The sequence below is a fragment of the Paracoccus maritimus genome, from assembly GCF_025195095.1.
In the GTDB taxonomy this organism is placed as follows: domain Bacteria; phylum Pseudomonadota; class Alphaproteobacteria; order Rhodobacterales; family Rhodobacteraceae; genus Paracoccus; species Paracoccus maritimus.
Genome location: NZ_JANAVZ010000001.1, coordinates 531,610 through 551,721, shown reverse-complemented (window position 1 = coordinate 551,721; position 20,112 = coordinate 531,610). Strand labels below are relative to the sequence as shown.

12 protein-coding genes are annotated in these 20,112 nt (G+C 64.9%); 6 read left to right on the top strand and 6 right to left on the bottom strand.

The window, feature by feature from the left end:
- Positions 1-203: 203 nt before the first annotated feature.
- Positions 204-1,502, bottom strand: a complete 1,299-nt coding sequence (locus MU516_RS02590; RefSeq protein ID WP_260275621.1) for a 4-aminobutyrate--2-oxoglutarate transaminase — start codon at positions 1,500-1,502, stop codon at positions 204-206.
- A 140-nt stretch (positions 1,503-1,642) separates the two neighbouring features.
- Here MU516_RS02590 and MU516_RS02585 point away from each other — a divergent pair, with 140 nt between their 5' ends.
- The gene (locus MU516_RS02585; protein ID WP_260275620.1) at positions 1,643-2,224 is read left to right on the top strand and encodes a cupin domain-containing protein; all 582 of its coding nucleotides are present in this window, start codon (positions 1,643-1,645) and stop codon (positions 2,222-2,224) included.
- Positions 2,225-2,242: 18 nt separating this feature from the next.
- Here the strand turns inward: MU516_RS02585 and MU516_RS02580 are convergent, their stop codons facing one another.
- Together MU516_RS02580 and MU516_RS19420 are read right to left on the bottom strand one after the other, a co-directional pair.
- Positions 2,243-5,014 carry an aminotransferase class I/II-fold pyridoxal phosphate-dependent enzyme gene (locus tag MU516_RS02580; protein WP_260275619.1) on the bottom strand — a complete coding sequence of 924 codons (2,772 nt, stop codon included), beginning with the start codon at positions 5,012-5,014 and terminating at the stop codon, positions 2,243-2,245.
- 134 nt (positions 5,015-5,148) lie between these two features.
- Positions 5,149-5,496, bottom strand: a complete 348-nt coding sequence (locus MU516_RS19420) for a phage tail protein (protein WP_260275618.1) — start codon at positions 5,494-5,496, stop codon at positions 5,149-5,151.
- Positions 5,497-5,921: 425 nt separating this feature from the next.
- On the opposite strand from MU516_RS19420, the gene MU516_RS02570 reads away from it, so the two are divergent.
- The 4 genes from MU516_RS02570 to MU516_RS02555 all read left to right on the top strand — a co-directional run bounded on the left by MU516_RS02570 (position 5,922) and on the right by MU516_RS02555 (position 13,933).
- Entirely contained in the window at positions 5,922-8,867 is a 2,946-nt protein-coding gene (locus MU516_RS02570) for an NAD(P)-binding protein (RefSeq protein WP_260275617.1), read from the top strand.
- 26 nt (positions 8,868-8,893) lie between these two features.
- Positions 8,894-11,920, top strand: a complete 3,027-nt coding sequence (locus tag MU516_RS02565) for an ATP-binding protein (protein ID WP_260275616.1) — start codon at positions 8,894-8,896, stop codon at positions 11,918-11,920.
- 9 nt (positions 11,921-11,929) lie between these two features.
- Complete coding sequence (locus tag MU516_RS02560; protein WP_260275615.1) at positions 11,930-12,607, top strand: Crp/Fnr family transcriptional regulator; 678 nt, start codon at positions 11,930-11,932, stop codon at positions 12,605-12,607.
- A gap of 207 nt (positions 12,608-12,814) precedes the next feature.
- Positions 12,815-13,933, top strand: coding sequence for a DUF475 domain-containing protein (locus tag MU516_RS02555; RefSeq protein ID WP_260275614.1), 1,119 nt, complete (start codon positions 12,815-12,817; stop codon positions 13,931-13,933).
- A gap of 21 nt (positions 13,934-13,954) precedes the next feature.
- On the opposite strand, the gene MU516_RS02550 is transcribed toward MU516_RS02555, so the two are convergent.
- Positions 13,955-14,557, bottom strand: coding sequence for a YqgE/AlgH family protein (locus tag MU516_RS02550; RefSeq protein ID WP_260275613.1), 603 nt, complete (start codon positions 14,555-14,557; stop codon positions 13,955-13,957).
- Positions 14,558-14,660: 103 nt separating this feature from the next.
- Between MU516_RS02550 and MU516_RS02545 the strand changes: the two genes are divergently transcribed.
- Complete coding sequence (locus tag MU516_RS02545) at positions 14,661-15,452, top strand: protein-disulfide reductase DsbD domain-containing protein (protein ID WP_260275612.1); 792 nt, start codon at positions 14,661-14,663, stop codon at positions 15,450-15,452.
- On the opposite strand, the gene MU516_RS02540 is transcribed toward MU516_RS02545, so the two are convergent.
- Together MU516_RS02540 and MU516_RS02535 are read right to left on the bottom strand one after the other, a co-directional pair.
- Complete coding sequence (locus MU516_RS02540; protein ID WP_260275611.1) at positions 15,394-18,777, bottom strand: efflux RND transporter permease subunit; 3,384 nt, start codon at positions 18,775-18,777, stop codon at positions 15,394-15,396. The two genes, MU516_RS02545 and MU516_RS02540, sit on opposite strands and share 59 nt — an antisense overlap.
- Positions 18,770-20,095, bottom strand: coding sequence for an efflux RND transporter periplasmic adaptor subunit (locus MU516_RS02535; RefSeq protein ID WP_260275610.1), 1,326 nt, complete (start codon positions 20,093-20,095; stop codon positions 18,770-18,772). Before MU516_RS02535 ends, MU516_RS02540 begins: the two co-directional genes overlap by 8 nt.
- Between the last annotated feature and the right edge of the window lie 17 nt (positions 20,096-20,112).

The window sequence follows — 20,112 nt, the reverse complement described above, 5'->3', positions numbered from 1 at the left end:
TTGATGACGCTAGTTCTTGCCGGCCGCCGTCTCAAGCGCCGTTGTGGGGCGGGACAGCGGCGATCTCGGCCGACGATGCAACACCGCCCGAACCCATCCCGTTCCGCCAAGGCCGCTGCGTCCCTGAAACACGGCACCCCGCCGCGATGATGGCGGCGGGGCTGTGGGATCAGGCAAATGCGCGCAGGAACGGGGCGTTCAGATCAGGCTGCCGCCGCACGGGCGTCCTGCGCGGCCTTGGCGGCGCGCAGCGATTCGGACAGCGTCTCCAGCGCCTCGTCGAAGATCTCGTCCTCGATGGTGATCGGCGACAGGAAACGGATCACGTTGCCGTAAACACCGCAGGTCAGCAGGATCAGGCCGCGCGACATCGCCTCGTCGCGGACGGCGGTGGCCATCTGCGGCAGGGGCGTGCCATCCGCATCGATGAATTCGGCGGCAACCATGAAGCCCGGACCGCGCACATCGGCCAGTTCCGGCACTTCGTTTCTCAGCGAGGACAGCCGCGACTTCAGCGCATCGCCCAGTTTCTGGGCCCGCGCGCACAGATCTTCGTCGCGGATCACGTCCATGACCGCCAGCGCCGCGGCGATGCCAAGCGGGCTGCCGCCATAGGTCCCGCCCAGCCCGCCGGGCTGGGGCGCATCCATCACCTCGGCGCGGCCCACGACGCCCGACAGCGGATAGCCGCCGGCAAGGCTTTTCGCCATCGTGGTCAGATCGGGGGCGACATCGTAGTGCTGCATGGCGAACAGCTTGCCGGTGCGGGCAAAGCCGGTCTGCACCTCGTCGGCGATCAGCAGGATGCCGTGCTTGTCGCACAGCGCGCGCAGCGCCGTCATCAGTTCGGCCGGGGCCGGATAGAAACCGCCCTCGCCCTGAACCGGCTCGATGATGATCGCCGCCACGCGGGCGGGATCCACGTCGGATTTGAACAGCCCCTCGATCGCGGCCATCGAATCGTCTGCGGTGATGCCGTGCGGCGCCATCGGGAAGGGAACGTGCCAGACATCGCCCGGCATCGCACCGAAACCGGCCTTGTAGGGCTGAACCTTGCCGGTCAGCGACATTCCCATGAAGGTCCGGCCGTGGAACCCGCCGCTGAACGCGATGACCCCCTGCCGCCCGGTGAAGGCGCGCGCGATCTTGACCGCGTTCTCGACCGCCTCGGCACCGGTTGTGGCGAACAATGTCTTCTTGGCAAAATCGCCAGGCGCAGCGGCATTCAGCCTTTCGGCCAGCTCGACATAGTTTTCGTAGGGCGCGACCTGATGGCAGGTATGGCTGAAATGATCGATCTGTGTCTTGACGGCCTCGACCACGCGGGGATGGCTGTGGCCGGTGTTCACGACGGCGATGCCCCCGGCAAAGTCGATATAGCGATTCCCCTCGCTGTCCCACAATTCGGCATTCTTCGCGCGTTCGGCGAAGATCGGCGTGGCAACTCCCACGCCGCGCGCGATTGCGGCGGAACGGCGGGCGGAAAGTTCTGCGTTGGTCATGGCGTGACTCCTGAAATTCTGCTCAATATATTAATCACGGCGATCAGCGGGGCAAGATCTTTCGCGGCGTCGCACCAGGATGTGAGCTTTTCCCGCACCGCGACAGCGGCTCGGGAAAACCGGGTCGGACGAGGCAGGACATGAGCGATACGGATTTCGACATCGGCACGCGGCTGCGCCTTCTACGGCAGGACAAACGCCTGTCGCAACGCCAGCTTGCCGCCCGCGCGGGCGTCACGAACGGGCTGATCTCGATGATCGAACAGAACAAGATCAGCCCCTCGGTCGCCAATCTGAAGAAGATCCTGGACGGGCTGACGACCAGCATGGTCGATTTCTTCATGGAAACCGAAGAAGAGCCGCGCACCTTCTGGGCGCATGACGAACTGCCCGAGATCCGATCGGCAACCGTTCATGGCCCCGAGGCGACCGCCGCCAAGCTGTCGCTGCTGCGCATCGGTCGTGCGGATCGCAACAGCCTGATGATGCTGCACGAAACCTACGACCCCGGCGCCGATACGGGCGAGACGCTTTACAGCCACGAGGCGGAAGAGGCCGGGATCGTGATCGAAGGCCGGATCGAGATCACCGTCGGCGACGAGGTGTCGGAACTTGGACCGGGCGATGCCTATATCTTCGACAGCCGCCGTCCTCACAGGTTCCGCAACACTGGCAACACGCGCTGCGTGATCGTCAGTGCCTGCACGCCGCCCACATTCTAGGCCGCGCGCAGGACAGGCTCAGCCCTTTTCCTTTTCGACCCGCTTCAGTGCCTCGGCGGTGAAGACCCGCAGTCCAAGATCCGGCCGGTATCCATGGATCTCGCTGACATCCAGCGCCCGCATGAAGGTCAGGATTTCGCGGCTGATGACCTGACCGGGCACCAGGATCGGGAACCCCGGCGGATAGGGAATGATGAACGAGGCCGACACCAGTTCCTCGCCATTTTCCAGCTTTTCCTTCAGCGCCTGATCCAAGTCCAGATAGTCGCAATTGTCTTCGTCATAGGCCAGAAAGAACGCGCTGCGGATATCCCCCTCGGGTGTATCGCCGTCGCGGAACGCCGTGTGGAACCGGCTGAAATCGGGCAGCGGCGGAACCTGTTCGACAAGGCTGTGCACGCGCGCATCAAATGAACGACGTTCCATCTTGGACGCGTCGTCAAGCAGATCCTCGAGGTCCTTGGCGATGCTGACCAGCACTTCGATCAGATAGGCGATCGAGGATCGCGTCGTGCCGATATTGGTCATGAACAGCACGCTGTTGCGCGAGGTCTTGTTGATCTGGATGCCGTGCTTGTCCATCAGGATCTGGGTCTTGAACGTATCGCCGTCCCAGCCCGTGCCGCCGACGGCCAGCGTAACCTTGGTCGGATCAAGCACGAATTCGTCAGTCGCCCAGTGGTCCCAGCTGTCCTGCCAGCCGCGCTTTGAGTCGTAGTAGGCCTCCACCCCGCTTTCCCGATAGTCATCCGGGATCATGTCGGCCAGCGTCAGAACCTTGAAATACTTGGACAGCAACGGATGGGTGCCGATCGCGCGCCGCAGCGACATCGCACTTTCGATCTGGCGCTGGACGAATTCGTATCCCTCAAGCTCGACCTGACGGCGGCCGACATCCAGCGATGCGATGATCTGGTAGTTCGGCGAGGTCGAGGTGTGGGTCATGTAGGCTTCGTGGAAGGCCTGCTCGGTCTCGCCCTTGAAGTCCTGATCATAGACATGGATCATCGACCCCTGACGCAGCGAGGTCAGCGTCTTGTGCGTCGACTGCGTCGCATAGACCCTGACCCGCGCATCCGGGGGGGCGATCAGCCGCGTGTTCAACACCTCTTGGTCTTCGGCATCCTTCAGTTTTTCCTGTTGCGCTTCCCACGCATGCACGCGTTCCGGCGCGCGCAGGGCATGGCGCAGATTGGCAGCGGTGGCCATCGCGGTACGCTGACGGAACGCCGGATTGAAGCGCGCGAAGGCGAACCATGCCTCGTCCCACAGGAAGACGAGATCCTTCTTGATCGCCAGGCATTCCTCCATCACCCGTTCGACATTGTAGATCAGCCCGTCAAACGTGCAGTTGGTCAGCAGGACCATTCGGACCCGGTCCAGCTTGCCCTCGGCCTTCAGTTCCAGCAATTTGTGCTTGATCTCGCGGATCGGCACGGCACCGTACATGGAATACTGGTGCAGCGGATAGCTGTCCATGTAGACCACGTTCGCCCCGGCCAGCACCATGCCGTAATGGTGCGATTTGTGGCAGTCGCGGTCCACCAGCACGATGTCGCCCGGCCGGATCAGGGCCTGCACGACAATCTTGTTGCAGGTCGAGGTGCCATTGGTGGCAAAGAAGGTCTGCTTGGATCCAAAGGCGCGTGCTGCCGATTCCTGCGCCTTCTTGATCGGGCCGCGCGGCTCCAGCAGGCTGTCCAGGCCGCCCGACGTCGCCGAGGTCTCGGCCAGAAAGATGTTCGGGCCATAGAAGGCGCCCATGTCCTGAATCCAGTGGCTGCGGGTGATCGACTTGCCGCGACTGATCGGCATGGCATGAAAGACGCCGGTCGGCTGTTTGGAGTATTCCTTCAGCGCGGTGAAAAACGGTGTCTTGAAACGGCTGTTGACGCCTCGCAGGATGTTCAGGTGCAGTTCAAGGAAATCTTCCTGATTGTAGAAGACCCGCCGGCACCCGCCCAGATCCATCGCCGCGATCGTTTCGGCCGATCGGTCGGTGACCAGATATGTGTCCAGTTCGGGCCGGATACGATGGACCAGCCTGCATGTCTCGGCGCCGTATTCGTCGGGATGGAGGGCATCCACCTCTTCTTCGTCGCTGGCACGGCGCAGATATTTGTTCAGGATTTCGACATTGTTGCGCGACTTCAGCGCCAGCCCCGGGCGCACGACGACGGCTTGCACGTTGTAATTGAACAGAATGCCGATCAGCGCGTCTTCCAGGCTGGGGACGATGACCGGTTCATAGACAAAGGCATCCTCGGGGCGGCGGGCGCGCTGCAGGTTCGACCGCAGCCAGCGTTCCTGATGTTCGTTCAGATCATCGACGATCAGAACCTCGAAATACGGACGACCCAGCGCCCTGGCATCTGGCGACAGCGCGACTTCATCCTCGAAATCCTCGGCCTCGCCGTCTTCCGAGGTCAATTGAATCGTTCGCCGGCGATAGGCACCCGAAATCAGCGCCCGTGCGGCCCGCCGTACCGTATGCGAGAAATCGGGGATCTTTCCCTGATCCAGCAGCCGCCGCATATAGGCAAAGGCCGTCGCGCCGGGAAAGGCCCAATAGGTTTCGATCGGCGCCAATGCCTCGAACAGTTCCTCGGCCTCGGCAAGCCGTTTGCGTCCGCGCCGGCCTTCGACGCCATGCAGGGAAAGCTCTTCGGCGATGTCGCGCAACGCGCTCCAGCGGTCTGATCGCAACTGGGTGGCGCTGTAATAATCGCCGATGCGCGACAGTTTGTTGGCGATTGGCTTTGCCCCGTCGCGGTGTTGTTGGTCATTCATGTGCAGTTACCCCCGGGTCTTTCGCGTCATGCGCGGTCGGTGCTTTGGCACCTTGTTCACCAAGGATGGCCCACAAATACGGGAACACACAATCGCTAAAAACTTTGGCGCGACCGTGCGGCGCGGCAGCATGTTCAGTTTCGCGACGGGTAAATGCCCTCCAGCGCGATGATGAAGGTCACGCCAGGGACAAGGTCCGTCATGCGCGCGGCTGCTTGACCGGTCGATACCGGCTGCATCGGTCCCTGCTGTCTTGCGCCGTCACTGTCTGGTGCCTCGGCGGAGGGCCTCTGGCCTTCGGGATGCCGGCGCAGATCCGGCACTCCGAAGGTCTCGCGCCCGTCGCCGCCATGGGCCGTGCCAAGAAGGCTGTAGAGCAATTGATACCGCTCGATCGGCAGCAACCGTCCGTCGCAAGGGGCCCATCCGCGCGGCGCGAACGTCCCGGCGAACATCACGATTTGCCCGACAAGTGGTTCCATCGCCGCGCTCCGCACTCTGCCTATTGAAAGTCCCGCCGCATTCGGCGGCCAGTTCTGATTAATATGCAAGCAATCACGCTTCTGTGTCCCAGCGCACAGAAGCCGATCCTGTCTTGCACTAGCCTTATGGTTGAACCTGGGTCGGGCCCGAAGTTTCCCATTCGGCGCCATTAGCGGATCGGGTTCGATGTTCAGATGGGCCGGGGGTGCGGCCTGTCCGGTAAACGGTACTTTGACCTGCGGATTTTTCTGGGGCGCGGGTCGGCGGGCGGTCGTCGAAAGGCAACCGTCCGTTTCTTTTTGCGTCGTCACCGCGCTCTGACAGGAACTGAACCGTTTCTTTTCGCTTCACAAGCGTGCCCGATCTGGTCCATCTTGCCGCCAAGCTTCGATATTTTCACGATATTTATACAGACGGGGTCGAGATGTCTTCGCCACGCCAGAAAATCGCGATCATCGGTGGCGGAGTCGGTGCGATCACCGCGGCCTATGCCATCACGCAATTGCCGAACTGGCAGGATCGCTATGACCTGACCATCTATCAGATGGGCTGGCGGCTTGGCGGCAAGGGGGCCAGCGGTCGGAACGCGGAGATGGGCGAACGGATCGAGGAACATGGCCTGCATATCTGGGCGGGCTTCTATGACAACGCCTTCCGATTGATGCGCGACTGCTACGAGACGATGGCACGCGACGGTTTGCGACGGACCGACGCCCCGCTTGGCACGCTGGAGGCCGCGTTTCACGGACTGGACTATTTCTTTCTTGCGGAAGATGTGCAGCAACCTGACGGCACCATGGCGCTGCATCCCTGGCGCATCGACTTTGCGGCGAACAAAGAACAGCCAGGCAGCGGCGGGGTCGTCCCCTCTCCCTACACGCTGTTCCGGATGCTTTTGGACCGCATCGCGCAGCTTCTTGAGGGATCGGGCAGCCCGCTCTTCGGTGCATGCCAGGTGTCGACGCAGTTCCAACCCGCGTTCCGGGGGCGCGGACTGCCCCTTGTCGCGCCATCGCCCCTGCACCACCTGCGCGCTTATGCCGAAAGTCTTCCCACGGATGCGCGTCATCACAGCCGGTCCGAAAAGGCCGCTCTTGCGGCTTTGGTGGCCGAGACGCAGAACTGGCATGGCGACGTGTTGGCGCAGCTGCCCGAAGGCGACGCCTCGCGCCGGCTGCATTACCTGATCGACCTGTCGCTGGCCTTCGCGCGCGGCACGATTGCCAACGGCTGCTTTCTGCAAGGCTTCGACGCCATCGACGATTGGGAAATCAGCGCATGGCTGCTGCATTACGGGGCATCGCGGCAGTCGGTTTATTCCGCGGTCTTCCGGGGCTGCTACGATTATGTCTTCGGATATCCGGGCGGGGTCACGGATCACCGCAGCGTGGGGGCGGGCACAGCGATACGCGGCCTTCTGCGGCTGGCGTTCTGCTACAAGGGATCGCTGTTCTTCAAGATGCAGGCCGGCATGGGCGACACGATCTTCGCCCCCTACTATCAGGTCTTGCGCCATCGCGGCGTCAGGTTCCGGTTCTTCAATGCAGCAACCAGACTGGTGCTGAACCACGACCGCAGTGCGATCGATGCGGTCGAGATGGTCCGGCAGGCCAGCGTCGCCGGCGACGAATACCACCCGCTGCGCGACGTCGCAGGGCTGCCCTGCTGGCCGTCACAGCCGTTATGGGATCAGATCAGCGACTGGTCTGATCCCGATTTCGAATGCGAAAAATCGCCGCCACGCGGCCACGCCTATACGCTGCGGCGCGGGCAGGATTTCGACCAGGTCATCCTTGGTGCCTCCCTGGGATCCATGCCTTATCTGGCGACCGAGTTGCGTGATGCCTCGCCCCGCTGGCAGGCGATGATGGACAAGGTCCAGACCGTCGCCACCCATGCCGCGCAGTTCTGGACCGACAAGACGCCAAGGGAACTGGGGTGGAACGGGCTGGTGGCGCAGCACAATCCCGGCGACCAGACCCACCTGCAAACCGTCATCACCAGCTTTGCAGAGCCGCTGGACACATGGGCTGACATGTCCGACCTGCTGCCGCGCGAGACATGGCCGGATCCGCCGCCCAAGGCGATCGCGTATTTCTGCAGCCCCGCCCATGACGCCGGTGTCGACCATGGCACGATGGAACAGCGCAGCAGGGAATGGGCCGAGAGCCAGCTTGTCCGCATGTGGCCGGGCGCGCAGAAAGACGGGCGCTTCGACGGCCAGATCCTGCACAGCATCGACGGTGGCGATGACGATGCGCGTTTCGCCGCGCAGTATTATCGCGAGAATTTCTACGGCTCGGAACGCTATGTGCTTTCGGTGCCGAACAGCGTGCAATACCGGCTGCCGCCAGACGGATCGGGCTTCGAGAACCTGTATCTGGCGGGCGACTGGACGCGATGCGGCATCAACGCGGGATGCGTCGAGGCGGCGACGATCTCGGGGTTGATGGCGGCGCGCGGCCTGACCGGCGCGGATATCCAGATCACCGGTGAAGGTGATCTGGCACCTGATGCCGGGCCGGGCGACGCCGCGCGACTGGCCAGCCCCTATGCGCAGACCGCGCCCTGGCCCGTCACGCCGTTCTACGGCACGGGCAGTATCGATGGGTTCTTCAGCTTTCACGCGGTGGATTCCGCCGCCCTGCAAGCGGTGCTGCCGGACGGGATGCACCTGCTGCCGCAAGGCCTGACGCCACCGGGAACCCACCCGGTCGCCTTGCTGGCCAACCAGCAAGTCGGGGTGCGTATGTCGGTCCTTCCCCGCCTGCTGGGATATCGCGACTATTTCGAGGCGATCGTCGCGATCAACTGGGTGGGGATCGATGGTCAGGACGGCATCTTCAGCTATCTGCCGAACCTGTATCTGAACAGCCGCGCGCCGCAACTGGCCGGTGTGTGGATGTATGGCTTCAACAAGCGCATGGGCCAGCTTCGGATGGACAACAGCAGTTACCATGTCGCCTCGCCCCAGGCTGCGCCCATCTGGTCGGGACAATATCAGCAGCCGGGTTTCGCGCAGGCGCTGATGGATTCCCCCGAATGTGCTGCGGTCGAGGCGCTGTGTCAGCAGGTCGTGGTCAGCCAAAGCCGGTTCGGCGGTTGGCATTATTCGGCCTTCGACTTCAATCTCACCTCGGCACGCGTCGCACCGGTATCGGCCCTGATCACGGTGACCGATGCCACGCTGGCCAACCTGCCCGAAGGGGAAATGAGCGCCAGACCGTTGTCGATGCAGCCGGGCCCGGCGGCGTTTCGCGATCACGGGTTGCCCGGCGCCTTCCGCATCTGGACCAGCTGGACACTTTCGAATCCGTTCGACAGCCATCGCCTTGCGGTGCTAGAGGCAGAACGCTCCCGCTTGCCGTGACGCACGGGACGCGCGGGGGGGACAACATGCCGGCATCCGCCGATCCTGACATCCTGAACCGAAGAGGAGAGCGCCGTCAGGTGACGGCGATCTTCGTCGATGTGGTCGGCTTCAGCGATTTCGCCAGCACCGCCGACGCCGAGGATCTGCAGGACTGGCTGGACGGGTTCTATGGCAGCACCGGTCGGATCGTCGATGCGGGCGGCGGCGAGATCACCGAATTCCTTGGCGATGGAATCGTGGCGGTCTTTGGTCTGACACGGGCCGAGGAACTGGCCGCGCGCAAGGCCGTCGAGGCGGCCCTGGCGATCGCCCGCCTTCCCTGCTTCACCTTCCCCGACGGACGCAGCGTGGCATTGCGCGCCGGTGTCGCCACCGGCGAGGTCGCGACCCGGATGCGGTCCGCCAAGGGCACCGACGGTCCCTTGCCGCGCATGACCGGCATGGTGACCACCCTGGCGCAGCGGCTGCAATCCGCGGCCGCGCCCGGCGAGGTTCTGATCGCGGCGGAAACCCATGAACTGCTGCGCGGCGCGCTGCCTGCGCGCGCCCGACCAGATACCGTTCTGAAGGGGTTTGGCCCGATGACGGTCTATTGCGTCGATGCCGGACAGCAGACCGCGGGCGGCATGCCGGGCGAGGATCTGCGCGAACAACCGTTCATCGGCCGCACCCAAGAGCGGGACCGAATTCGTGACGCGACCGACCGGCCCTGCCTGCTGGTCGGGCCGGCCGGAATTGGCAAGTCGGCACTGGCGGGTACCTTTCTGACCGGCGACCAGCCCTGCGCGGTGTTTCAGGCCGATGCGCTGGAAGGCGGCGCGGGCCATGTTCCCTTCCGCCGCTGGCTGCGGTCGCTGTTCGGCGGCGCGCAGCCCGACTTCGGACAGCTGCGCGCGACCTTCTCACAACTGGATGACGATGCGGTTCTGGGGCTGGCGCTGATGCTGAACCTGCCGCAGGGCAACGCGCTGCTGGCGCGATTCGCCAGCGGCGCGCTTCGTGATCGGATCGAAGGCGCATTGTCTCAGGCCGTCCGGGCGCGGAACCCCTGTGGAATCCTGCTGTTCGAGGATCTTCACTGGCTGGACAGTGCCAGTTTCGGTGTGCTGCGCAGACTGCTGCGGGATATCCAGGGCGGACCGTGGCGCGTTCTGATGACCAGCCGCGAGACCAGCCTGATCGACCGCCACCTGTCAGACCTGTCGCTCGAAACCATCCGCCTCGATGCGTTCGACGCCGATGAATCCCGCGCCTATCTGGACGCGGTTCGCCCGGACGGGTTGTCGCCTGCCACGCGCGACGATGTGATCCGGCACGCGGGTGGCGTTCCGCTGTTTCTGGAACAGCTGATCCGCCACGCAGCCCAGCACAATCCCGCAGCGGGCGAGTTGCCGGCCACGCTCAGCGACCTGCTGACGGAACGGATCGACAATGCCGGACCCGCGCGGTTCGCGTTGCTGCAGGCCTCGGTTCTGGGTCGCGGCTTTTCGCAACGGCTGCTGCAGGCGCTGGCCGCCCCGGCGGATGACATACCGCAACTTCTGGCGATGGCGCACCGGGCCGATATCCTGCGTCCTGCGGGTCCGGATCGCTGGGTCTTCAGCCATGCGCTGCTGCAACGCGCCGCCTACCGGATGCTGCTGCGCGGCACGCGCATCGCGCTGCATGCCCGCGTCGCCGAACTGCTGCAAGGCACGTGCGCCGACCTGACCGAGGCCGGACCCGCCATGCTGGCCAATCACCAAAGCCGCGCACAGCTGCATCTGCCCGCCGCCCGCAGCTATCTTGCCGCCAGCCAGCAGGCCCTGCTGCGCGGCGCGTTCTCCGAGGCACAGGACCACGCGCAGTCCGCGCTGCGCATGTGTGCCGGCGTGGCGGTGGGGCAACCGGCGCGGGCGGACCTGGAAATCGCCGCCTATACCGCACTTGGTTCCACGCTGATGCAGTCGCAGGGCTATGCTGCGGCGCCGGTTCGTCGCGCCTTCGACCAGGTCATGCGACTGGCCAGCGACCAAGTCGCACCCGGTCACGAGAACGGCGCGGCACTGTTCGGCAGCTATGCCCACGCCATCATCGCGGGCGACCGCGCCGGCGCCGACCATCTGGGCCAATTGCTGCACCGGACGGCGGATGCCGCCGAGGCCCAGCTTCGGCCCGACCGGGTCGAGATCCGGCTGGCGGCCGAGGCCGCGTCCAATTGCGGCCGGTTCTATTCGGGCGAGTTCAGCGAGCAGTTCGACCATATCGCCCGCATCCGTGCGCTTTACGATCTTGAACGCCACGCGCCGATGATCGCGCAATACGGCATGGACATCTTTGCCGCCGCGCAGATGTTCGAGGTGCCCGCACGGGTTTTTTGCGGCGAGACCGACAGCCTGACCGCCCTTCTGGCCGAAACCGACGCCCATCAGCAGGCGCTGAACATTCCCGTCATGCAGCCATATGCGTTGATCTGGGGCAGCGTTCCGTTGCACGCCGCCGGGCGTGTCGACGAGGCGCTGGCGCGGCTGCAGCGCGGCATGGCGATCGCCGCCGAACAAGGCGCCGAATTCTGGGGGCTGATCGGCCAGTGCTGGCTGCACGTCATCCAGCCCACCAGCAGCGACAGCGTATCGGGACGCGAGGCGTTTGACGGCGCGATCCGCAGCCTGCGCGCGATCGGCGCGTTGATCGGTTTGCCCTATTTTCAGACCCATTATGCCGCGGCGCTGGCTCGGGCGGGCGAACTGACCCAGGCCTTCGATCTGTCCGCAGCCGCTGTCGAGGAGGGTCGGCAATCGCGACTGTGGTGCTGGCAGGCCGAGACAATGCGCCTGCATGCGGCCATCGCCCTGCGCCTTGGCCGGATCGAGGTGGCGCATCGCCATCTTCAGGACGCCGTGGCGCTGGCTGACCGCCAGGGTGCCCGGCTGTGGCAACTGCGCGCCGCGCTGGATCTGGCCGACCTGCCACAGGATGACGGCAGCGCGATGGCCGTCGCCCGCAGCTATTTCGCCACCGACTCGCACCTGCCCGAGATACGCGGCGCGCGTATCGCGCTGGCCGGTTGAGGTCTCGACATGGGACAGGCATTGCTGAGATATGATCTGCCGCTGCTGGCCGGGATCAGCGCCGAGGATCTGGACGCCCTGAATGTCCGCAGCCATGTCGTATCCCTGTCCGCCTGGGAAACCCTGTTCGAGCAAAGCGACGCCGCCTGTGATGTCTATTTCCTGATCTCGGGCGCGCTGATGGCGATCCACTGGACCGAGGACGGGAGAGAAATCATCTTCACCCGCTTTCAGATCGGCGATCACTTCGGGGAATTGTCCGCGCTTGACGGGGGCAGCAGATCGCTGGCCGTCGTGGCACGCGAGCCGTCGCAGGTGCTGGTGCTGGAACAGGCGTCGTTCCTGCGGATGCTGGATCGCCTGCCGCTGGTCCGGCAACGCATGTTTCTTTCCCTGACCGATCGCGTCCGCGTTCTGACCCGGCGTCATCTGCAGCTGGTGACGCAAAGCGTCGAGCAACGGGTCCGGTCCTATCTGGTCTCTTTCGCGTTTGAACGGGGCCTTCTGCATCCGGGCGCCGTGCTGACCGACATGCCGACCCATTCCGAAATCGCCGCGACCATCGGGGCCAATCGCGAGATTGTCAGCCGCGTGCTGTCGCATCTGCGCCGGCGGGGACTGATCCGCACCGGCCGCCGCCGGATCGAGATCATGCACCCCGGTGCCTTGGCCGAAGCCGAGATCTGACGGCAAACGCGAAAGCCGCAAGATCATGGCTGGGCCCGGCAAGGTTCCGACCATCGCCGGGCTTTCAAACCATCCGGGACGATGATAATGCGGCGACGCCCGCCCTGTCGGCGGGTCAGTTCGATGACCGGGCCCCTCTGGCGGATGCGGCGGCGCGTCCGTGATGTCGGCGTCGCAACTTTCCAGACGCCGCCGAGACATTCAATCATGCAGGACAACACCTCTTCCCCGGGCCGCCCGCCCAGTGATCACGCTGGAACCGGCGATGGCTCGACGCTTGGTTATTTTCGATGGGCCTTCATCGTCACCGCGCTGGGGCTGGCCCTGGGAGCGGTTCTTGGATGGCAGACGACAGGCAGCGCGGTCGGCACGCTGACAATCTTCTTCATCTGTGTGGTGCTGGCGGTTCTCGAGATCTCGCTGTCCTTCGACAATGCCATCGTCAACGCCAACAAGCTGAAGACCATGACGCCCGTGTGGCGGCGGCGCTTCCTGACCTGGGGCATCCTGATCGCGGTGTTCGGCATGCGGATCGTGTTCCCGCTGCTGATCGTGGTGATCGCCGCACGGATCGGGCCGTGGCAGGCAATGGTGCTGGCGGCAACCGAGCCGGGCGAATACGCACGGATCATGCATGACGCACATTTGCCGATTGCGGCGTTCGGCGGAACCTTCCTGATGATGGTCGGGCTCAGCTTCTTCTTCGATTACGAAAAGGACGTGCACTGGGTCCGCTGGCTGGAACGGCACATGGCCCGGTATGCCAGCATTCGCGGGGTAGAGGTCGCCATCGCCCTGATCGCCGTCATGGGCTTTTCGCGTCTGCAAGCCGATCCGGTTTCGCAGCAGGTGTTCCTGTCTGCCGCGATCTGGGGCCTGCTGACCTTTCTGCTGGTCGAGGTGCTGGGGGGTCTGCTGGACGACGCACAGAACACGCGCGCAAATGCCGCGAAGGGCGGGCTGGGCGCGTTTCTCTATCTCGAGGTGCTGGATGCATCGTTCAGCTTCGACGGGGTGATCGGGGCCTTCGCGCTGACGCAGAACCTGTTCATCATCGCCATCGGGCTGGGAATTGGGGCGATGTATGTCCGATCAATGACCATCATGCTGGTCGAACGTGGCACGCTGACCCAATACCGCTATCTGGAACATGGGGCGTTCTACGCCATCATTGCGTTGTCACTGATCATGTTCGTGCAGTCACTGGTGCATATCCCGGAAATCATCACCGGGCTGGGCGGCGCTGGCCTGATCGGGCTGTCGCTGTGGTCCTCGGTCCGGTCCAATCGGGCCGAGATGCAGGCAGCACAGTCAGACGCCGCCTGAACTGCAAGGCGGGTCGCGGCGTCAGGCGCGACCCGCAGCAGCCGACAGAAGCGAGGGGTCGATGCCCTGCGCCTTCAGCGCGGCCTGCCATTTCTCGTCATGATCATTGCCGAAGATCAGCTCTTCCGCGCCGTCGCCGGTCAGCCAGCCGTTCTGCAACATTTCTTCTTCCAGCTGGCCCGGCCCCCAGCCGGCATAACCCAGAGCCAGCACCGCAGATTCCGGGCCCTCGCCATGTGCCAGATCCTCAAGGATGTCGCGGGTCGTGGTCATCGCCAGCACGCCCGAGATCCGCAGCCGCCCTTCCGGATCTTCACCATGCTCCGGCACGTTGTGCAGAACGAAGCCGCGCCCCGGCTCGACCGGGCCGCCGAAGCGCACCTCGATCTGGCGGGCGGCATCATCCGCCTCGATCCCCAACTGTTCCAGCAGGTCCCCGAAGCCGATCTCCGGCAGCGGACGGTTCAGGACCAGCCCCATCGCCCCTTCGTCGGAATGCGCGCACACCAGCACCACCGACCGCTGAAAGCGCACATCCGCCATTCCCGGCATCGCGATCAGGATCTTTCCGGTCAGATTTCCGTCAACATGGTCGTCAGGCTGGTCGTCGGGGCTGCTGCTCATGGGGCCTCCTTTGTCTTCAAGATCGGCGCTTGGCGCGATTGTTGCAAGGCCCCCGCGCGTTTGTGACTTGGGCGCGCCCCCGGCTGCGGCTATCCAGCAAGGCATGAAACATCTGCCGGCCCTTGCATTCGTATTCCTGACAATCGGCGCATTGCCACCAATGGCGCAGGATCTGCCGCCGGGGCTGTCGTCGGCCAGCCTGCTGCCAGGCTGGACCGACCAGGACGGCAACCGGGTCGCGGCGCTGGAATTGCGGCTTGAGCCGGGTTGGAAGACCTACTGGCGCAGCCCCGGCGACAGCGGCCTGCCGCCCAGCTTTGACTGGCAAGGTTCAACCAATCTTGCCGGGATCACGCTGCACTGGCCCGCACCGCAGGCGATCAGTTCGGGCGGCGATCTGAGCCTTGGCTATCATGATCGACTCGTGCTGCCGTTCACGGCCCACCCCGCCGATCCTGCGCAGCCGATCGCCTTGCAGGCCGCCGTCGATTTCGGTCTGTGCGAGAATATCTGCGTGCCCGCCCATGTTGTCTTGCAGTCCGCCCCGGCGGCGGACAGCCCCGACCCCGTCATTCAGGTCGCCCTGACCCAGGCGCCGCAGTTGCTGGACACGAGGCCGCCCTGCCGCCTGACCAGCATCGACGACGGAATGCGCCTCAGCGCGGTGTTGCCCGATGAAGACCGGACCCAGGCGGCGGCGATGGAGCTGGTCGACCGGCCCGAGGTCTGGGTATCACAACCTGTCCTGACGCAGGACGGTGGCAGCGTTCGCGCGACGGCGGATTTCGTGGCGCCGTCCGGCGCGCCTTTCGACCTGCACCCCGAAAAGGTGCGGATCACGCTGGTCCGCGCTGACGGCGCGGTCGAGATGCAGGGCTGCGACCTGCAAGACTGACCGCGCCCGTCACCATCACCACCGCCAGCAACGCGCAGACATACCAGCCAAGTGCCGCCCAGATTGTGGGGGCCACGGGAACCCATTGCGGCAGCCCGACGCCAAGCGCCGGCAAAAGCGTCGCGGGCAGCAGGATCCCCAGGAACGACATTCCCGCAAGGCCTGTGCCAAGGCGCACCGGCCCACGCAGCGCGGGCGCGCGCAATCCCCGCCCAAAGCCCTGCCGCGATCGTCCGATATCCGCGCCGATCCCCAGCACTGCAGGCACGACCAGAAGCACGACGAACATTCCGAAGCCCAAGCCATAGGCCAGCGTCACCACGGTCGGCTTCAGAAACAGCGCCTGGGACGACCGTTCATACAGCAGCGGCGCCAGACCAAGAACCGTCGTCGCGGTCGTCAGCAGGACAGGTCGGAACCGGTTGCAGACGGCATCGACGATCGCAGGCCGCAGGCCTCGGTCGCGGGCGTATTCGTCGATGGTCGAGATCAGGACGATAGAATCGTTGATGATGATCCCCGACATGCCCAGCAGCCCGACGATCGAAAACATCGACATCGGCAGAGCCCAAAGATGGTGCCCCCAGACCGCGCCGACGAGGCCGAAGGGAATGACCGACATCACGACGAAGGGTCTGCTCCAACTGGCGAAGATCCAGGCCAGGACCATGTAGATGCCGGTCAGCGCCAGCCCGAAACCCAGCGCCGCGTCGCCCAGAAAGTCGCGTTCCTGTTCCGCAAGTCCGGTGGTCTGATAGTTGATGCCGTATTCCGCAGCGACCGCGGGAAGGATCTCGGACTGCAGAAGCGAGGTGATCTGGGCCGCGCGCGAGGGATCGTCGCCAGAGATATCGCCGGTGACCGAAATCATCCGTTCGCCATTCTCTCGGCGGATGATCGAGAAACCGGCCTCGGTCCCAACGGTCACGATGTCGCCAAGCGGCACCCATTGCCCGGACGATGTGCGCATCATCATCCGGTCCAGAAAATCTCCGCGGCGCTCATCCTCGGGCAGTTCCACGCGGATCGCCCCGGTTCGGGTGCCGACCGGATATGTCGCCGCCTCGATCCCCGCCAATCTCTGGCGCAGTTCTCGCGCCAGCATCTCGGTGGTGAAACCCAACGCCTTGCCCTGCGGGGTCAGTTGCAGCCCCAGTTCGTCCTTGTCATAGGACATGCTGTCTTCCAGCGCCGACACCTCGGGGAACGCGGACAGACGCAGCTTCAGCGCCTCGGCCGCGTCCTTCAGCCGCTGCGCCTCGGCACCGGTCATCCGCACCGAGATCGCGTCGCCGCCCGGCCCCGACATGAACCCGCGAAAGCTGATCGCCTCAAGCCTTGGATCGCTTGGCATCGCACGTTGCAGGGCTGCAACGAAATCGAAGCTGGAATAGGGCCGGAAATCGGGATCGATCAGCTCCAGCTGCACCGCGCCCAGAAGATCGGCGTCCTTGGTATCCGATCCGGGAAGCGGGCGGCCGGAATTGCTGCCGACCATGGTCATCGCATGCGTCACCGGGTTGACGCCGTATTCCGCCTCGTACTCGGCCGCCACATCGTCGACGGCGGCCTGGACCATATGCATGACACGGATCGTATCGTCGCGCGTGGCCCCCGGCAGCATCGCGAAATTCCCCGCCACGCTGCCCTGTTCGGGCGCATCGAAGAACCGCCACGGCACCTGCCCCATCATCAGCGCGGAAACCGACCAGGAAAACAGCACCACCGTTCCGGCCAGAACCGGATAACGCAGCCGCAGCACCCACACCATCAGCGGGCGCAGAACATGGCCGACCAGCCAGTCCAGCCCGCGGTTCACCACCCGCGAAGGCCGGTCATACCAGTTCCGCCGCGCCGCGCGCGTCAGGGCGTGGGACATGTGGTTGGGAAGGACCAGAAAACACTCGACCAGCGACGCGATCAGCACGAGGATCACCGTCATCGGGATATCCGCGATCATGTCGCCGAAACGCCCGCCGATGGCCATCAGCGCAGTGAAGGCGATGATCGTGGTCAGCGACGACGACACCACCGGCGCCGCCATGCGCCCCGCGGCACGCTCGGCCGCGACGACGGCCGGTTCACCCAGCTTCCGGGCGCGATAATCCGCGTGTTCACCCACAACGATCGCATCATCGACGATGATCCCCAGTGTCAGGATCAGCGCGAACAACGAGATCATGTTCAGCGTCATGCCCGCCGCATACATCAGCCCCACCGCCGCCAGCAGCGAGGCCGGAATGCCCGCAGCCACCCACAGCGCCGTGCGGGCGTTCAGGAACAGGAACAACAGCGCCAACACAAGCCCAAGCCCGACCACGGCATTGTCCAGCAGCAGTTCCAACCGCGCCGCGATCAGTTCCGCGCGCGCGCGGACCAGTTCGACACCCACCCCTTGGGGCAGGGTCGGCTGCATCTGCCCGACGACTTCCTCGACGCTGCGCTGCATGCCGATCGCATCACCCGATGCGCTGCGCTGCACCTGAACCATCACAGCAGGCTGCCCATCGACATAGTAGGCGGTGTTGCGATCCATGCCCGACAGGCGCACATCCGCGACATCGCCGACCGTCAACTGCGTGCCGTCCGGCAACGCCGTCAGCAGCAGGCCGGACACGGAGGCTGGATCGCGCGTCTCGACCCCCGTTCGGACCCGTGATGCGCCCGAGGCCACGTCTCCCGCAGGGCTGACCGAGGCCGCCGCGCCGACGACCGTCGCGATTTGTTCCAGCGTGATGTCATGGCGCACCAGATCGGCCATCCGCACCTCGACCAGAACCTCGGGGGCGGCAATGCCGGTGAGACTGAGCCTGGTGATTCCCTCGGCATAAAGCCGGTTGACGAAATCATCCGCAATCCGCGTCAATTGATCCAGTCCGACCGGCCCCGAGATGACCACGTCGGCGACCCGGTCGCGCCACGTGCTGCGCTCGATCTCGGGATCTTCGGCGGCCTCCGGCAGATCCCCCGCCCCGCTGATCGCGGTCTCGACATCGGACTTGGCACGCGACATGTCCCAACCGGGTTCGAACTCGACCTCGATGCGTCCGCTGCCCTGCACGGCGCGCGAGGTAGTCAGTGCGACGCCCTCGACCCCGATCAGGGCCGGTTCAAGAACCGCGATGATGGAATTGTCCACATCTTCGGGACCGGCGCCGTCCCATTGCACCCGCACGTCGATTTCCTGCACGACAGTATCGGGAAAGAACTGCGCGCGCAGTTGTGGCGCGGCATACAGCCCGCCCACCACCATCACCGCCATGACCAGATTGGCCAGCGTGCGGTGACGCGCAAAGACAGACAGCAGCCCGCGCCCCTCAGCCATTGCCCTTCCCCTGAGTGTTCAGGGCGCGCTGATCCTGTGCCGGGACGGGCGCGGCGGCATCGCGCACACGGATCCCTGTGCCAAGTTGCGGTGCGCGTTCGGCAACGATCCGTGCGCCCGCCAAAGCGGCTGGCACTTCGACGATCACATCGTCGCCCTGACGACGCAGCACGCTGACCGGCATGGCTGTCAGCCGACCCTCGGCATCGGCGACCAGAACTGATCCGTCATTGCCGACGGCAGCGGCGGGGAGCAGGGCGGCGTTCGCGATCTGCGGTTCGGATATCTCGACGCTGACGAAGTCGCCCGGCCGCAGGACGTCCGAATCGGACAGGATCCGGGCATAGACGATCCGGCCCGCCGACCCCTCGGCGACCGAGGCCGCGGCGCGGTCCAGCCGCGCCCGGGACGTCAGCCGACCGGCAGACCCATCCAGCACCACCATCGCGGGCAGATCCTGCAACCGGCCATTTTCCGTCAGAAGCCGCGCATATTGATCCAGCGACAACGGCACCTGGACCTCCAGTGACGCCGGATCGATGATTTCGGCCAGTTGTTCGTTCAGGCTGACCAGCCCCCCTTCAACCGCCGTGACCGAGGTCACGCGGCCCGCGAAACCGGCCCTGATTTCGGTATCTGCCAATTCGCGTCGCGCCTCGGACAGGTCGATTTCCGCGCGGCGCAGTGCATTCTGGGCCGCGGTGACGGCGGATTCCGCCGCGGCGAGGGCCGAGCGTCCTGCGATCACCGCCTGCTCGGCGGTCGAGACCGCCAGTTCGGCGGTTTCACGATCAGCACTGGTGCCAAGACCCCGGTCGGCCAGCGATTCCTGACGGGTCAGCGCCGCGCGGCGCAGTTCGGTCTGTCGCTCGGCCGCAGCCAGATCATCGGTCGCCACCTGCACGTTGCGTTCGGCATCGGCCAAGCTGGCCTGCGCGTCGTCCCTTGCGGCAAGCTGGTTGTCCAGCGCGGCTTGCGCAGCCGACGGATCGACACGGACCAGCAACTGACCCTGGCGGACCTGCCCGCCCTCCTGCATGGCGGGATCGAGATAGACGATCTGCCCCGCCGCGCCGGATCGCAATTGGAGCCGCCGCCGCGATTCGACGGTGCCAAAGACCTGCATGACGGGCTGAACCGCGCCCGGCGCGACGGTCAGCAGCCGGGCGGTGTAAACCTGTTCCTGTCCCTCGCGCGCCATTCCCCCGGATCCGCGCGACGACATCGCCTGAAACAGCTGAAAGCCCGCCACGAACAGCAGGCCGAAGGTCAGAAATGTGATGAACAGCCCGGACAGACTGCGGAAAAGAAAACGCATGCGACGGTTCCGTTAGG

Excerpts from the sequence above, each read along its gene's own strand:
- MU516_RS02550 (WP_260275613.1), bottom strand. The coding sequence starts at position 14,557 with ATGAGCAGCAGCCCCGACGACCAGCCTGACGACCATGTTGACGGAAAT.
- MU516_RS02565 (WP_260275616.1), top strand. The coding sequence starts at position 8,894 with ATGCCGGCATCCGCCGATCCTGACATCCTGAACCGAAGAGGAGAGCGC.
- MU516_RS02540 (WP_260275611.1), bottom strand. The coding sequence starts at position 18,777 with ATGGCTGAGGGGCGCGGGCTGCTGTCTGTCTTTGCGCGTCACCGCACG.
- MU516_RS02560 (WP_260275615.1), top strand. The coding sequence starts at position 11,930 with ATGGGACAGGCATTGCTGAGATATGATCTGCCGCTGCTGGCCGGGATC.
- MU516_RS02570 (WP_260275617.1), top strand. The coding sequence starts at position 5,922 with ATGTCTTCGCCACGCCAGAAAATCGCGATCATCGGTGGCGGAGTCGGT.
- MU516_RS02590 (WP_260275621.1), bottom strand. The coding sequence starts at position 1,502 with ATGACCAACGCAGAACTTTCCGCCCGCCGTTCCGCCGCAATCGCGCGC.
- MU516_RS02535 (WP_260275610.1), bottom strand. The coding sequence starts at position 20,095 with ATGCGTTTTCTTTTCCGCAGTCTGTCCGGGCTGTTCATCACATTTCTG.
- MU516_RS02580 (WP_260275619.1), bottom strand. The coding sequence starts at position 5,014 with ATGAATGACCAACAACACCGCGACGGGGCAAAGCCAATCGCCAACAAA.
- MU516_RS19420 (WP_260275618.1), bottom strand. The coding sequence starts at position 5,496 with ATGGAACCACTTGTCGGGCAAATCGTGATGTTCGCCGGGACGTTCGCG.
- MU516_RS02545 (WP_260275612.1), top strand. The coding sequence starts at position 14,661 with ATGAAACATCTGCCGGCCCTTGCATTCGTATTCCTGACAATCGGCGCA.
- MU516_RS02555 (WP_260275614.1), top strand. The coding sequence starts at position 12,815 with ATGCAGGACAACACCTCTTCCCCGGGCCGCCCGCCCAGTGATCACGCT.
- MU516_RS02585 (WP_260275620.1), top strand. The coding sequence starts at position 1,643 with ATGAGCGATACGGATTTCGACATCGGCACGCGGCTGCGCCTTCTACGG.